Origin of the sequence: Pseudovibrio sp. W74 (assembly GCF_001623085.1) — a bacterium.
Taxonomy (GTDB): domain Bacteria; phylum Pseudomonadota; class Alphaproteobacteria; order Rhizobiales; family Stappiaceae; genus Pseudovibrio.
Window position 1 is genome coordinate 451,889 of sequence record NZ_LMCJ01000008.1, and the last position, 14,865, is coordinate 466,753.

Consider the following 14,865-nt stretch of genomic DNA (forward strand, 5'->3'; position numbering starts at 1 on the left):
CCAAGGAGTGATGCCATGAGCAGTGGCGTATCAAACAATTCTGCCGCTTTGAAAGAGCTACAGGCAGATTTTGACGGCGATACCCTGCACGAGGAATGCGGTGTTTTTGGCATTCTTGGACATGATGATGCAGCAGCACTGACTGCTCTGGGGCTTCATGCGCTTCAGCACCGCGGACAGGAAGCTGCAGGCATTGTGACATTTGATGGCGATCAGTTCCGTTCAGAACGTCATATGGGTCTTGTGGGTGATCATTTCACTCAGCAGGAAACCATCGACAACCTGAAGGGTCCGTACGCAATCGGCCATGTGCGCTACTCCACCACTGGTGAAGCTGCACTGCGCAATGTGCAGCCGCTGTTTGCTGAGCTTGATGGTGGCGGGATTGCGATCTGTCACAACGGTAACTTCACCAATGCGATGACCGTACGCCGTCAGTTGATCAAGGACGGTGCGATTTGCCAGTCTACATCTGACAGTGAAGTGGTTCTGCAGCTGGTTGCCCGTTCTCGCGAGAAAAAGATCGTAGATCGCTTCATCGAGGCCATTAGCCAGATGGAAGGTGCTTATTCCCTTGTCGCACTGACCCGTAAAAAGCTGATTGGTGCGCGTGATCCTTATGGAATTCGCCCATTGGTTCTTGGCGATCTGAATGGTGCTCCGATTTTTGCAAGTGAAACATGTGCGCTGGACATCATTGGTGCTAAATTCATTCGCGAAGTTGAGAATGGCGAGGTTGTTGTTTGTACGCCGGGTGGTATCGAAAGCTACTTCCCGTTTGGTAAGCGTCCTTCCCGTCCAGATATCTTCGAGTACATTTACTTCTCCCGCCCAGACAGTGTTTTGAATGGTCATTCCGTTTATGACGTTCGTAAGCGTTTTGGGCGTGTGCTGGCGCAGGAAAGCGCCGTTGAAGCGGATGTGATTGTCCCGGTTCCAGATTCTGGTGTTCCTGCAGCTCTTGGTTTTGCAGCCGAAAGCGGTGTTCCGTTTGAGCTTGGCATCATCCGCAACCACTATGTGGGCCGCACGTTTATCGAGCCGACACAGCAGATCCGTACGCTTGGTGTTAAGCTCAAACACTCTGCCAACAGAGCGCAGATTGAAGGCAAGCGTGTCGTGCTGGTGGATGACAGCCTTGTGCGCGGCACCACCAGTGTGAAAATCGTTCAGATGATTAGAGATGCTGGTGCGAAAGAAGTTCACTTCCGTCTGGCCTCTCCGCCAATCAAATTCTCCGATTACTACGGCATCGATACGCCGGTTCGCGAAAAGCTGCTGGCTGCCAAGTATGATCTTGAAGGCATGCGCAAATACATTGGCGCAGATACCCTTGCCTTCCTGAGCATTGACGGCGTCTACCGTGCCATGGGCCATGAAAATGGCCGTGACAACGAGAACCCGCAGTTCACTGATCACTGCTTTACCGGGGACTATCCGACCCCGCTTACAGATCTGTCTGACGATGTGGACACACGTCAGGCTCCCCGCCTTGTAGAAACTGGTTAAGTTCAATGAGTTCGAAAAGACTTGAAGGTCGTGTTGCTGTTGTCACGGGAGCCTCCCGTGGCATTGGTTATTTTGCTGCAAAAAAGCTTGCTGAAGAAGGTGCGCATATTGTTGCGATCGCACGGACTGTTGGCGGACTGGAAGAACTGGATGACGAGATCCAGAAGGCCGGTAGCTCAGCTACGCTTGTGCCAGTTGACCTGACTGATTTCGACGCGATTGACCGTTTGGGCGCTGCTATCTTTGAACGCTGGAAAAAGCTCGACATTCTTGTCGGTAACGCCGGTATTCTCGGCCCGACTTCTCCATTGGGTCATGTGGACCCGAAGAAGTTCGATGACGTGATGAAAATCAACGTGACTGCGAACTGGCGTCTTATTCGTTCGCTTGATCCACTGCTACGTCAGTCCGATGCGGGCCGCACGGTCTTCCTGACCTCAGGAGCGCCACACAAGTGCCGCGCCTATTGGGGACCATACTCCATGTCAAAAGCGGCTCTGGAGGCGCTTGTACGCACGTATGTGAACGAAACGCAGAAGACCAACGTCCAATCCATGCTCATCAATCCAGGCCCGATGCGGACTGGCATGCGTGCGAAAGCAATGCCGGGCGAAGACCCAAAGACCCTGCCGCATCCTTCTGAGATCTCTGAGGACATCGTGCGCTTCTGTCTTCCAGAAAGCCAGGAGAATGGTCGCCTCTATGATTTCCCTAGCAAAGAACTGCGGGACTTCGTGCAGCTGACCAGCTAAACGGTAGTGGCCTACAAATACAAAAAAGCCCCGGTGATAGGCCGGGGCTTTTTTTTTGCGCTATCTAAGGTGCTTTAGATGAAGCACTTATCAGTTAGCGCTTTGGTCTGATCAAATACACCCGGGCAAGCAGCAACAACTTTACAGCCGTTCATGACTGCGTTGGCGACGTCAATTTCCTGACATTTCCCACCAGCTTCCTCCAGAAGGAGCAGGCCTGCCATACAGTCCCAAGAGTTCATGTGCTCTTCGATATAGCCGATGAGACGGCCAGAAGCAGCATATGCCAGCATAAGACCACCGGACGCGTTGCGGAAAAAGATCCCACCTTCATCCAGCAGTGCATCAACTGCGCTTTTGACAGCCAGATTGCGCCCGCGTGCACTGAAGCCCAGACCGATTGACCCATTGGACAATGAATCGCTCGTGGACACTTTCATTGGCGTACCGTTGAGTGCTGCCCCTTTGCCTTTTTCAGCTGCAAACAGTTCATCAGCACACGGATCATAAGTGACGCCAATGTATTTTTCACCGTTTTTGACACAGGCAATGATCACGCACCACTGTGGAATGCCAGAAACGAAATTCGCCGTGCCGTCAATCGGGTCGATGATCCAAGTATACTCAGAAGTACCCGGTTTGGGATCACCCTCTTCTCCCACGATGCTGTCATCTGGAAATGCTTCGGCAATGGCTTTGCGGACAAGAATTTCAGTATCGCGATCGGCCTCAGAGACCATGTCCTGATGACCTTTACTCTCAATATTGAGGGTCTCCAAACGCGTAAAATATTCGTGCGCATAGGCACCAGCGCGCTTAACCAGAGCGTTGGCGAACGTAAAACGGTCTTGTGACATGATAATCCTATTAAATGTAGGGAATGCGGAAAGAGAGCGCGATTAAAAGCAGATTCAAGAAGAATTGCAACTTATTAGCGGCACTGACTGATACTTCTAGAGAAAAATTCAAGTACGCGACAGTGGTCAGAACCCTGACAGTTCCTGGTTCTCTGGGATTTGGCAAAATAAAAGGGCAGCTGACTGCTGCCCTTTTATGAAATTAAGTGAAAGCGAAATCACCTTCTCTTCTTGTGGTATGGATTGTCGCCCTTTCTATAGGACAGACGAATGGGCGTTCCTTTGATGTCAAAACGCTCGCGAATACCATTCACAAGATATCGGGTGTAGCTCTCCGGCAGATTGTCTGGCTTGGAGCAGAACACCACGAAATGCGGTGGACGTGTCTTTGGCTGTGTCATGAAACGCAAGCGTACACGACGTCCAGACACTGCTGGCGGCGGATGGTGGATCAGAACACCTTCCAGCCAGCGGTTGAGGCCAGATGTACCAACGCGCTTGTTCCACATCTCGTAAGACCGGAAAACAGCCTGCATGAGCTTATCGAGGCCCTGCCCGTTGATGCCGGACATGGTGACAATCTCAACACCACGTAGCTGATTCAGATAGCGTGCTTGTGAATCCTTGATATGACCCCAAGCATCCTCACGATCCTCAATCAAATCCCACTTATTGAGTGCAATAACGATTGCGCGACCTTCACGGGCACACAGATCGATGATCTGCAAGTCCTGCTTCTCGAAAGAGATGGTGGCATCGAGCGTTACAACAACAACTTCAGCAAACTTGATTGCGCGAAGGGCGTCCGCAACGGAGAGCTTTTCCAGCTTTTCCTGAACGCGTGCTTTTTTGCGGATACCTGCAGTGTCGAACACCTTCACATGGTGATCCTGCCATTCCCACTCAACAGAGATACTGTCGCGTGTGATGCCAGCTTCAGGTCCGGTCAGAAGGCGCTCTTCACCCAACATCTGGTTGATGAGAGTAGACTTGCCTGCGTTTGGACGGCCAACAATTGCCATGCGCAAAGGGCGTTCGAGTGTGCCAACCGGCTCGTCGATCTCTTCATCCTCTACATCAACATCTGTACGTGCTTCAGTAAATTCGGAAGAACCTTCCATCTCGTCTGCAGCATCTACAATCGGGCGCAGAAAATCATAAAGCTCGGACAGGCCTTCTCCGTGTTCCGCAGAAAGAGGAACAGGATCACCCAAACCAAGCGTGAACGCATCATAGAGACCGCCATCGCCTGCTTTGCCTTCCGCCTTGTTGGCGCAAAGAATTACAGGGGTGTCGGCTCGGCGAAGAAGGTTCGCAAAGTGCTCATCAAGCGGCATCAAGCCAGCGCGTGCATCAATAAGGAATAAGCATGCATCCGCATCACGGATTGCTTCTTCTGTTTGAGCGCGCATACGCCCTTCGAGGCTTGCTGCCTCTGCTTCTTCCAGGCCGGCAGTATCAACGATCTTGAATCGCAGATCGCCCAAGCGTGCATCACCGGACCGACGGTCACGGGTCACACCTGGGGTATCATCAACAAGCGCTAAGCGCTTGCCTACAAGGCGATTGAAGAGCGTCGACTTGCCAACATTAGGTCTGCCAATAATGGCGACTGTCGCAGTCACGCGAATACTCCTCGTCTGGTATGCAGCATTTAGAGTAGTTCGCCTTATGCGCCCTACTCTAAGCTTTTATTTTTTAACGTATCCCAGTTTCGAAAACCGGTATCCACTTTCCGTAGGACACGTTTAGTTCAGCGCTGCAACCGCTCCGTCACTGGTAAGGACGACCATACGTCCACCAGCGACAATTGGTGATACAAATACGCCACTGGTCACTTTCCGCGATGCGGATGCCTGACCGGTTTTTGCATTCACAGATGCAAGATAACCGTTGCTGGACATGGCGATCAGCTGGCCGTTGGCCAGAATTGGACCTGCCCAGTTGACATTCTTGGCGTCGCTTTCGCCAGTTGGCAACTTGGCACTCCAGATAAGGTTGCCGGTCTTACTTGAGATTGCATGCAATTTATCATCCAACCCGATCAAGAATACCGTACCGCCGGAAACAACCGGAGTATGTACGGCACCAAAATCAGCCTCCCACAAACGCTCGCCATCTTTCAGAGCAATGCCCAGTGTGCGTCCAGCAACGGAGGTTGCAATAACCTTGTTGCCTTCAATGACCGGGCTTGCAGAAACATCTGTCAGGCCAGAGAGCGCGCGTGTACGGAAGGACCGTGCAACGGTATCGATCCATTTAGGCTCACCACTGTTAATGTCAAGTGCCATAACCTCGCCTGAGGAAAACGGTACAACAACAGTGTTGCCTGAAATTGCCGGATTTGCAGAGGAAAGCAGGCCTGCTTGCTCTGCGATGCCAGCGAATGACCATGCCTGTTCCCCATCTGACTGGTTGAGGCCGATCACTTCATTGTCTTGTGTTACAACGACAACTTTGCCATTGGCCGCTGCTGGCGCACCGCGAACCGGTGTTTCCAGTTGCTTGGTCCAAAGGACGTTGCCACCTTTATCAAGTGCATAAACATTGCGGTATGCGGTTGCGACAAAGATCTTGCCGCCGTCAAGCACGACACCACCACCTGCGGCAACTTCATTCTCGCCTTCCAGACCCAGGTTCTTTGTGAAGACCTTGGCGCCACCAGTTGTCAGAGCAACGAGGTTGCCATCCGACTTATAGACGTAGATGCGTTGGCCATCAGAAACCGGACGCGCAGCGGTGCGCGGGTTGCTGGAGCCGATACCAAAGAAGCCGGGAGAACGGACCTGACCGATGCTCGACGACCATGCAACACCACCGCTCACATTGATTGCGATGTTGCCCGGATCATTGCTCTTAGGACCAGCAGCTGTTGGCCAGGTTGACCCACCTGTCGCCGCACCGATCTTGGCATCTCCACCTGTTGCAGATGGCTTTAATGCGCCTTGATACAGTGGCTGACGGTCTCCTTCAAGAAACTCATCATCGCCGCCGAATGGATTTAGACTGGAAAGAGAAGAACAACCAGCCAGCGTCAGCGCAAGCGCGCCGGTTCCAATCAAAGCCTTCCAAGACTTTCTTTTGGTCTCGCTCACTTATTCAGTCCCCTTTTCGTCTTTGCCCAATGCAGAGGTAATTAGTTCAAGATAAATTTGTGCGCGTCCGGAAACATCTGACGGAGCGGCTGCATCATTCACAATTTCGCTGAAGCGCGTGCGAGCCGCATCCAGATTACCAGCCTTGTACTCAGCTGCACCCAGAATTTCCAAAGCAGAAAAACGCCATGTGTTACCAGCAACCGCCAGCACTTCTGTGTGTTTTTTCACCGCGGCAAGGTCGCCGTTATCCAGCAGCAGATAAGCAGCGCGGATGTTGGCGAGGCCCTTGTAAATGATTGGTGTCGCACTATCAGCCGCGACCGCTTCAAAAGCCTTGATGGCTTCGTCAGGTTTACCTTCCAGTGCCAACTCGGTTCCAATGCGCATCTTGGCCATCATAGGATAACCACCAATGCTGCCTTCCATGGAAACGAAAGCTGCCTGCGCTTCGGTGTAGTTGCCTGCGTCTGAAAGCTTGATAGCCTCCAGAAATTCAGTGCCTGCTACCTGAGACTGTTTGTTCTGCCAGTACTCATAGCCGCGAAAACCTGCGGTGCCTACAACGATAAGACCTGCTGTCAGGTATACAACCGGAGCAAAGCGCTTCCAAAGCTTTGAAAACTGGTCGCTTCTTACTTCTTCATCGACTTCGCGAAAAATGTCGGACATAATTTCAAATGTTCCTGCAGCAACGATTCTTAGGTTCGTGGTATCCCAATGGGCGGCGTCACATTAAAACTAAGAGAGCCGCAGGCAAACCTCTTTCTCTACCTCTTTCAACCGATTAGTGGCTTTATTAGGGCAATGAAAGAGTTTTCCCTGCCAACATTTACAAGTGTAATTGCCGAGAGAGACCACTTTGATGTCTGTCTTGAAACCTTACCTCATGCAAAAGGTCAAGTTATGATCGGCACCCCAATCAAAATTGCATGTAATTTCCACACGAACAGGCCGTAGAAAATCAAACCAAGACCCACGGAAATCACATCGTTTCGCGTTGCGTTTGGATAGTCTCGGCTTGGCGGGTTGATACGCTCGCGGCGAGCAATCGTAATTCTTACAAGAATTGCCCAGATTAAAAACGAGCCGAACAGTATCACGGAGTAAGGCTCTCCGTTCGCAAACAGGTGAGCAACCGCCCAAAGCTTGGTTGCATTGATCAACGGGTGTTTGGTGACGCGTGTAATATTGCCTTTCAATTGAGAGGCAAAGAAGAGTGGGAAAACAGGCAGCATCAACAGCATGGTGACGTGGCGGCCCCAGCTTGGTGCGACATACCAAGGCGCATAATCACCATTCCAAGCGGCACCGAAGCCGTAGACGATTGCAACCAATCCACCCAATGAGATGAGTGTGTACAGCCCGCGATAGCCGTTAAACGAAAGACGTTGAACCAAACCCTCCCGAAGCCCTGAAAACGAAGGGATCAAATGCACCGCAAAAAATGCGGTGAGACCTGAAATCAATAATGTCATGAATTGCTCTCCCCCAAGATCAATTGAGGGCAAAGGTATTTCACAGAGTTCTTAATTGCAAAACAATCTTTGGGTCACGCAAAATACTCAGCTTAAAGCAAAACCGCGTGCGTGACTGATCAGTCACGCACGCGGTTTTGCTGAAATCTCCCGATTTGAGAGCTTGCCTAGGTCAGGATCGGCATACCGATCAGCAGTTCGTGTAGTTTCCAGACAAACAATCCGTAGAGGAGCATGCCCAACACAACGCTGATGATGTCATTGCGCAGAGCGTGTGGGAATTCTTCGACTGCAGTGTTTTTGCGATCAAACTTCTTCAGAGAGATCCGCGCCCAGATCGCCCAGACAAGAAAGCCACCGAACAAAGCAACAGAATATGGCTCACCATTGACCAGTAAATGGGAGATTGCCCAGATCTTTACCGCCAGAATAACGGGGTCTTTGGTCCACTTGGCGATATTACCGCGAATAAATTTCGCAAAAACCAGAATGAAGACTGGTAAGAGCAATGTCATAGCCAGATGACGTAGCCAGAATGGCGTTACGTACAGCGGAAACAGATCTTCCTCACGCGCCAGAACGAAGCCGTAGATCATGGAAAAAAGGCCTGTCAGCACGATCAGTGAGTAGATCGCCCGGTATGGATTCAGTCCAATGCGCTGAACGACTGAGTCACGAAACCCAGGAAAAGATGGGACGAAGTGAATTCCCAGAAAGATGAATAGCCCAACTAATAACAGCGTCATCGAGTGACCCTTTAGATTTGTATTTTACGTTAAAGCCCTTAGATAGGCTTGTGCACTGTGACCATACGCGGTGAAATATCAATAAGCCTGACCGTCGCTGCGTAAGGTGTTTTATACATTTACCCAATTCTTTTTCGCAGAACCCTTGAGCTCATGCTGCTTTTCTCGCTAAATCAGGGTGAGTTGTTTATCTGCATATATCATAACTTGACTGTTTGACTCCTATATTTGCGCAAGATCTAAGGTTTCACAAACAGAAACAGTGCCTGGAAAGTTCTATGTCCGAAAGTGACAGTGCAACAGAAACTAGTGAACGTCGCCGCGTTCGCCGTCGGCGTACGCTTAAGGAAGGGCGCATTGTTTTCGCGAGCCAGTCGATGGTTTTCGACTGTGTTATTCGAGATTTGTCCGATTTTGGTGCCCGCTTGAAGATGGAAACAACGATCGATATTCCCGATGAGTTTACACTCTATCTGGTTCACCTGCGCCAGCGCGTGCAAACCGAAGTCCGCTGGAGGACAGCGGATACACTGGGTGTAGAGTTTGTGGGCGAAAAAGAAACTGTTTCCAGCCTGATGAAAATCTAGTCCACTCCCTTAAACGCCCACTATGTTGGGCGTTTTGTTTTGCTTGCACAGTTTCTCAATTCGCGCTCATACTGGCTACCTGACGGTTTGGGCGGGAGATGATCTGATGACACTGGCTCTCAATGATGCAGAGACGTTACTTCTTGCACGAAAGGCGGAACTGACAGAACTCACTGCTATCTCTGAGGGAGACCGTGCAACGGTTGCGCTTGACCAACAGTCTGTTGGCCGCCTCTCCCGCATGGACGCTATGCAACGGCAAGCGATGGCTCAAGCCAACGACCGCCAACGCGCCAGAGAACTTCAGCGGATCGATAGCGCCCTGCAGCGGATCAAAGAGGAGGAATACGGCTTCTGTTTTGAATGCGGAGACGACATTCCTGAAGCCCGGCTGCGCGTTGACCCAGCCGCTCTTTATTGCATAAGCTGCGCGAATTTGTTTGGGTAGCGTTCAACAAAAAACCTCACGTCACAACCAATACATTCTTTTTCAGAATGAAAAGCCAAGCTTTCAGATCTTTGTTATCTTTTTGAACACTTTCAAAAGATGTACTAATTTGGTGCCCAAACCAATCAGCAAAAACGTAAGGCATAACGTTGGGTTTCACCCCAAAGGGGTCCATTTCTCCTGCCCATTGAGGTCCATGAGCATTGGTGTGTTCAATGATCACAACGCCGTCCTGGTGGATTTGGTTGAGCCATGTTGTCAAAGCTTTGCGGGGGTTCCAACCTTGGTCCAATGAGTTGGAGTAAATGAAATCAAATTTATTCTTCCACTCTTCTTTTTCATCATGAAAATCCCACTCAATTGAGCGCTCAAATTGCTTTGCAGTAGGAGAAATATCAGTCCCAAAAACATCAAACTTGTCATCTTCAGACAAATAATTCTGCTCAAAACCATTTCGAGAACCATGACAGATACCGGAAAAAGATCTGTTTGATACTTCTTTGGATACGATATCTTTGACGAGCGTCAGCGTTGTCTTATCAGCCCAGATATTTTGCAATTTTTTCTTATTATAAAAAATTTGCGTTTCTTTATATGTCTCATAGGAGTCATACTGGTGCAGATAAAAATCCAAGTCGTTCTTGGGGTTATCTAACTTAGCTTTTTTTTTCTTTTTAAATAGGCGCAGAGTTGGCATTGTCATTGAAGTATCCACCCTTTGGCGAGTTCAACAGTTGGCCAGATCATCCCACTCATCATATCGCTTCTCAAACCACATGATTTTGGACTAAGTCTGTTGAAGGGCTGATACCCTGAGGATTGGGCATCGCTTAACCTTCACGCGCCTTGCATACTAACGCGCTCGCCAACATACTAACGCGCTCGCCAAATTGTACTGACGCCCTTCTTATTTTCTCTTGCCCAGACGAGATCAAACTCTGAAGCCATCATTGAGAGGCCGTCTGTCTTACGGCGTAGGTCGAGGTAGATGATGCTCTGTTTTCTGGTAACCTGCTTCAATGTTTCAAAATACGTTGAAATTGGAAAATGCCAGCCGTAGGCTAAAAAAGACACAACGACATCAAAAGTACCATCAGGAAACGCATTATGATCCAAGTTGATAAGACTGACGTTTTCAGGTGCAATCCCATTGAGCTGCAAATTCTCGGCTGTGCGCGTCAGGTCGTTGTATATTTCTGCATGAAGCTTAAAACCGTATTTGATTTCTGTGTCTTTGCCATCTTTGTCTAAGCCGACGAAACAATGATCCGCCCCATAAAGCTCCTTCAAAACAAGCAGGCCAAATCCGAGGCCGCAGCCGATATCCAGGAATCGCCCTTTCACAGCAAGATCCGGGACGTGATCTTTCAACACTTGGACAGCTTTGGCGATGTGTTTTCGGTATAGATAGAGGACTGCTTCTTCATCCTTGCCAATCAAATCGGTTCGCTGGCAAAGCAAGAGTTCTCTATGCTGTTCAGTTAGATACAACTCGGCATCAGGTAAATCCATTAACAACTGCCTCCACATACCAAAACATCAGATAGTATGAACGATCTTATAAAATTGGAAGCCGAGTTGATCACTAGATAAGAAAAAACCGGGAAAGTTGCCCTCCCCGGTTTCTGATTAGCTTATTCCCACTCAATGGTTCCCGGAGGCTTTGAGGTCACATCATAAACGACGCGATTAATACCGCGGACTTCGTTGATGATGCGGGTTGCAGCCCGGCCAAGGAATTCCATGTCATAGTGATAGAAATCTGCTGTCATGCCATCAACCGAGGTCACTGCACGCAAGGCGCAGACGAACTCGTAGGTGCGACCATCGCCCATAACGCCAACGGTTTGAACTGGCAACAGAACGGCGAATGCCTGCCAGATGGCGTCGTAGAGACCTGCCTTGCGGATTTCATCCAGATAAATAGCATCTGCCTGACGCAGGATATCCAGTTTCTCACGCGTGATACCGCCCGGACAGCGGATCGCAAGACCCGGACCAGGGAATGGATGGCGTCCAATGAAGCTGTCTGGCAAACCCAATTCGCGACCGAGATCACGAACTTCGTCTTTGAACAGTTCACGAAGTGGCTCAACCAGCTGCATGTTCATACGCTCTGGCAAGCCGCCCACGTTGTGGTGTGACTTGATGGTCACGGACGGACCGCCCGTGAAGGAAACACTCTCAATCACATCAGGATACAACGTGCCCTGTGCGAGGAAGTCCGCGCCGCCAAGCTTTTTCGCTTCTTCTTCGAACACTTCAATGAAGAGCCTGCCGATGGTTTTGCGTTTGACTTCCGGATCGCTTTCGCCTTCCAGCTGACCAATGAACAGATCAGCAGCATCCACGTGTACCAACGGGATGTTGTAGTGATCACGGAACATGGACAGGACCTGCTCCGTTTCACCCATGCGCATCAAACCGTGATCAACATAGATACAAGTGAGCTGGTCGCCGATTGCTTCATGGATCAGCACTGCAGCAACAGAACTGTCAACACCACCGGACAGGCCGCAGATGACTTTTTTGTCGCCAACTTGCTGACGAATACTCTCTACCGCTTGCTGGCGGTATTCAGCCATTGTCCAGTCGCCTGAACAACCTGCAATCTTATGCGTAAAGTTCTCGATGAGCTTCGCACCATCGGGAGTGTGAACCACTTCAGGGTGGAACATAACACCGTATTGCTTTTTGGCTTCATTTGCATAAGCAGCAAATGGTGCACCTTCAGAGGTTGCAATTGCCTCAAAGCCTTCGGGCAGCTCGACAACACGGTCACCATGGCTCATCCAAACCTGATGTTTGGAGCCAATTTCGTCCCAAACCCCATCGAATAGAGGGCTTTTCCCTTTAATTTCAAGGAAGGCGCGGCCAAACTCGCGATGATCAGAGCCTTCCGCTTTGCCGCCATTCTGGACACAAAGGGTCATCTGACCATAACAAATTCCGAGGACAGGAATACCAGCCTCAAATACGATCTGGGGTGCGCGTGGGCTCCCCATTTCAGTCGTGGATGCCGGACCACCTGACAGGATCACCGCCTTTGGATTCATCTCCTTAAAAGCAGCTTCTGCAGACTGGAACGGAACGATCTCGGAGTACACACCAGACTCGCGCACACGGCGCGCGATCAGCTGAGTGACCTGAGAACCAAAATCAATAATGAGGATGCGGTCTGTCATGCGCAGCTTCTACTCTGTGCGCATTGATTTGGAAAGGTCTTTTACGCGGAAAAATCGCAGTTCCGTTAAGGGCAGATGATGTTTTTCTGTGCGCTTTGTCCGAAGGTCCAGTCAGCTACAATATCGACTGCTCGTGTTCTTCGATACGGCTCATCATTTGCCCCAATCTGATGCGCTCCTGCACATCTAACTGCGGCAGTAGATTCTTCTCAAGCTGTTCAAGTTGGGCCTCAAGAGCTCGCAAAACAACGCGTCCATCTTCTGCCAGGTTCAAACGGACAAGGCGACGGTCTCGAGGGTGCTCATGTTTTTTGATGAGGTTTGCTTCTGACAGGCGCTTTACAGCACGCGATACAGCCACCGTATCCAGTCCAATAACTGGCCCCAGCTCTCGTACAGACACCGCACCCATCCGCTCCAGTGCACTCAGCACGAGCCACGAAGGAAGCGATAAACCATATTGCTTCTGTAAATGCTCGGAAAGCCGGCGCTCAATAAAGCGGCCAGTCGCGATGATGCGCAGAGGCAAATAGTTCAACAACTCGACGTTATGTTCGTCTTCAAACAAACTTGCCTGTGTCGTTATTTTCGCACGGTATTTCTCCGCCATAACCCTTTGCCCTGCGTCGGATGCTTTGCTTCATTCCATTGACCGATAAGAAAACGGAAAATGGTTAAGCTGTCTTGAATATTGGTGATTTTTCCCAGGCACTAGCCCCTGAATGTGGTTTTGATGCGTTCAATATCATCTATCCACGCCTTCCTTCAGGATCAACCCGTTCCACCTTTGACGCTGATTTGCCAACCGCTTAGGCTTCATCGTGCATAGATACGAATTTGATTCGCAGAATTGCCTGTCAGCAGATCCATCCGAATGGATCTACGGGCGGCACTGCCCAACGAGGGGGTCCGTAAAAGATGACAGAGACACTGCGCGGTACACCGGACACTAACGCCCGGCAAGAAAAAATCAATGCTGCACTTGATGCTATTGCCTACCTGGAACAGGACGAGCGCTTTGATGAAGTGATCCCAGTCTATCAGGATCTTGTTGGACGCTACCCTGATGATGTCGAGCTTCTTTTCAAGATGGCAACGATTATGTTGCGCAATGGAGATTTGAGGGAATCCGTCGCCCATTTGCGTAAAGTGTTGTTCATGAAGCCAGAACACTTGGCTGCACGCTCCAACATGGGTAATGCGCTGCTTTTGCTGGGGTATCTGGAACAAGCTAAAGAAGCCTTTGATGCGGTGGTGGAAGCTGAGCCGGAGAACCGGAATGCGCTTTATGGGCTCGCAACCATTTTGATTAAGATGCATGGGCATGCAGAAGCAGAACCATATGCCCGACGCCTTGTTCAACTGATCCCAAACAGTGCCCCTGCTCTTTCACTTCTTGGCGATGCTTTGAGTGCGGAGACCAAGGCGGAAGCGGCAACCCTGAACTATCGGGCTGCGCTCAGAGTTGACTCACAATATGTTCCTGCTCTGGTTGGCCTCGCAAAGCTGCTCATCATTCGCAAAAAGAGTGAGGAAGCACTGGCGCATCTGGACAAGGCTCATGACCTGCAGCCTCGCAATGTTGAAGTGCTTGTCGCAATGGGGCACGCGTACTTGCTGGAAGAAAACACCTCCAGTGCAGTAGAGAGCTTTGAGCTGGCTCATGCGTGTGAACCTGAGAACGCGGCTGCGCTCGTTCATCTGAGCATTGGCAAGCGCAAACTTGGTCTTGTTTATGCCGGAGTTTATCACGCGGCTGCCGCATGGCGGCTTGCACCAGGCAATAAGCAAGTCAGCAACGCACTTGGCGCAGCTCTTGCTGCAGCTGGTGCTACTGATGCCGCTCGCGATGTCTTGACCTCTTCATCCAGAAACAGTCAGTTCTTGGAGGCGACTGAAGCTGCGATCAAAGAGGTCGAATATCTTGCTGAGCAAGGTTATGAGCGGCCTGTTCGCGAGGAAAAAGTTGCACCTGAGCCTTCAGAGCACAGCAAAATCATAGAAGCCAGAGCTTTGGAAGAGGCCGGTGAAAGCGTATTTGAGGCACTGAGTGAAGCGGCCGCATCTGAAGAGCAGGCAGAAGATGTCGTCGAGGGTAAATCTGAGGTACCTGATGAGCTTGAAGAGAAAGCCTCCAGCTAATCATATGGTTTATTTGCCGTTTCGAAGCATGTCGCATTTCATATGCGACATGCGTTTTTATTAAAG

At 50.3% G+C, this 14,865-nt stretch carries 15 protein-coding genes; 5 read left to right on the plus strand and 10 right to left on the minus strand.

Features of this window, described 5'->3' with window-relative positions:
- Window positions 1-15 precede the first annotated feature (15 nt).
- Both purF and PsW74_RS08275 read left to right on the plus strand, forming a co-directional pair.
- Window positions 16-1,509, plus strand: a complete 1,494-nt coding sequence (purF, locus tag PsW74_RS08270) for an amidophosphoribosyltransferase (RefSeq protein ID WP_063288438.1) — start codon at window positions 16-18, stop codon at window positions 1,507-1,509.
- Window positions 1,510-1,514: 5 nt separating this feature from the next.
- Window positions 1,515-2,261, plus strand: coding sequence for an SDR family NAD(P)-dependent oxidoreductase (locus tag PsW74_RS08275; protein ID WP_063288437.1), 747 nt, complete (start codon window positions 1,515-1,517; stop codon window positions 2,259-2,261).
- Window positions 2,262-2,335: 74 nt separating this feature from the next.
- Here PsW74_RS08275 and PsW74_RS08280 read toward each other — a convergent pair whose 3' ends face one another.
- The 6 genes from PsW74_RS08280 to PsW74_RS08305 all read right to left on the minus strand — a co-directional run bounded on the left by PsW74_RS08280 (window position 2,336) and on the right by PsW74_RS08305 (window position 8,437).
- Window positions 2,336-3,118: an inositol monophosphatase family protein gene (locus tag PsW74_RS08280; protein ID WP_063288436.1), complete on the minus strand. Its 783-nt coding sequence runs from the start codon at window positions 3,116-3,118 to the stop codon at window positions 2,336-2,338.
- 218 nt (window positions 3,119-3,336) lie between these two features.
- Complete coding sequence (gene der / locus PsW74_RS08285; RefSeq protein ID WP_057460945.1) at window positions 3,337-4,743, minus strand: ribosome biogenesis GTPase Der; 1,407 nt, start codon at window positions 4,741-4,743, stop codon at window positions 3,337-3,339.
- Window positions 4,744-4,866: 123 nt separating this feature from the next.
- Window positions 4,867-6,213: a PQQ-binding-like beta-propeller repeat protein gene (locus PsW74_RS08290; protein ID WP_057460944.1), complete on the minus strand. Its 1,347-nt coding sequence runs from the start codon at window positions 6,211-6,213 to the stop codon at window positions 4,867-4,869.
- Window positions 6,214-6,885: a tetratricopeptide repeat protein gene (locus PsW74_RS08295; RefSeq protein ID WP_063288435.1), complete on the minus strand. Its 672-nt coding sequence runs from the start codon at window positions 6,883-6,885 to the stop codon at window positions 6,214-6,216.
- Between the two features lie 227 nt (window positions 6,886-7,112).
- Window positions 7,113-7,691, minus strand: a complete 579-nt coding sequence (locus PsW74_RS08300; RefSeq protein WP_063288434.1) for an NnrU family protein — start codon at window positions 7,689-7,691, stop codon at window positions 7,113-7,115.
- 167 nt (window positions 7,692-7,858) lie between these two features.
- A complete protein-coding gene (locus PsW74_RS08305; RefSeq protein ID WP_063288433.1) occupies window positions 7,859-8,437 on the minus strand; it encodes an NnrU family protein in 579 nt (192 codons plus the stop codon).
- A gap of 278 nt (window positions 8,438-8,715) precedes the next feature.
- Between PsW74_RS08305 and PsW74_RS08310 the strand changes: the two genes are divergently transcribed.
- Window positions 8,716-9,024, plus strand: a complete 309-nt coding sequence (locus PsW74_RS08310; RefSeq protein WP_057460940.1) for a PilZ domain-containing protein — start codon at window positions 8,716-8,718, stop codon at window positions 9,022-9,024.
- Between the two features lie 106 nt (window positions 9,025-9,130).
- Window positions 9,131-9,472 (plus strand): TraR/DksA family transcriptional regulator, encoded by a 342-nt coding sequence (locus tag PsW74_RS08315; RefSeq protein WP_063288870.1) that lies wholly within the window; start codon window positions 9,131-9,133, stop codon window positions 9,470-9,472.
- A gap of 16 nt (window positions 9,473-9,488) precedes the next feature.
- Here the strand turns inward: PsW74_RS08315 and PsW74_RS08320 are convergent, their stop codons facing one another.
- The 4 genes from PsW74_RS08320 to PsW74_RS08335 all read right to left on the minus strand — a co-directional run bounded on the left by PsW74_RS08320 (window position 9,489) and on the right by PsW74_RS08335 (window position 13,267).
- Window positions 9,489-10,175, minus strand: a complete 687-nt coding sequence (locus tag PsW74_RS08320) for a hypothetical protein (protein WP_063288432.1) — start codon at window positions 10,173-10,175, stop codon at window positions 9,489-9,491.
- Between the two features lie 170 nt (window positions 10,176-10,345).
- Window positions 10,346-10,984, minus strand: a complete 639-nt coding sequence (locus PsW74_RS08325; protein ID WP_063288431.1) for a class I SAM-dependent methyltransferase — start codon at window positions 10,982-10,984, stop codon at window positions 10,346-10,348.
- A 122-nt stretch (window positions 10,985-11,106) separates the two neighbouring features.
- Window positions 11,107-12,657 carry a glutamine-hydrolyzing GMP synthase gene (gene guaA / locus PsW74_RS08330; RefSeq protein ID WP_057460937.1) on the minus strand — a complete coding sequence of 517 codons (1,551 nt, stop codon included), beginning with the start codon at window positions 12,655-12,657 and terminating at the stop codon, window positions 11,107-11,109.
- A 115-nt stretch (window positions 12,658-12,772) separates the two neighbouring features.
- Window positions 12,773-13,267, minus strand: a complete 495-nt coding sequence (locus PsW74_RS08335) for a MarR family transcriptional regulator (protein ID WP_057460936.1) — start codon at window positions 13,265-13,267, stop codon at window positions 12,773-12,775.
- Window positions 13,268-13,575: 308 nt separating this feature from the next.
- Here PsW74_RS08335 and PsW74_RS08340 point away from each other — a divergent pair, with 308 nt between their 5' ends.
- Entirely contained in the window at window positions 13,576-14,799 is a 1,224-nt protein-coding gene (locus tag PsW74_RS08340; RefSeq protein WP_063288430.1) for a tetratricopeptide repeat protein, read from the plus strand.
- The last annotated feature ends 66 nt before the right edge of the window (window positions 14,800-14,865 follow it).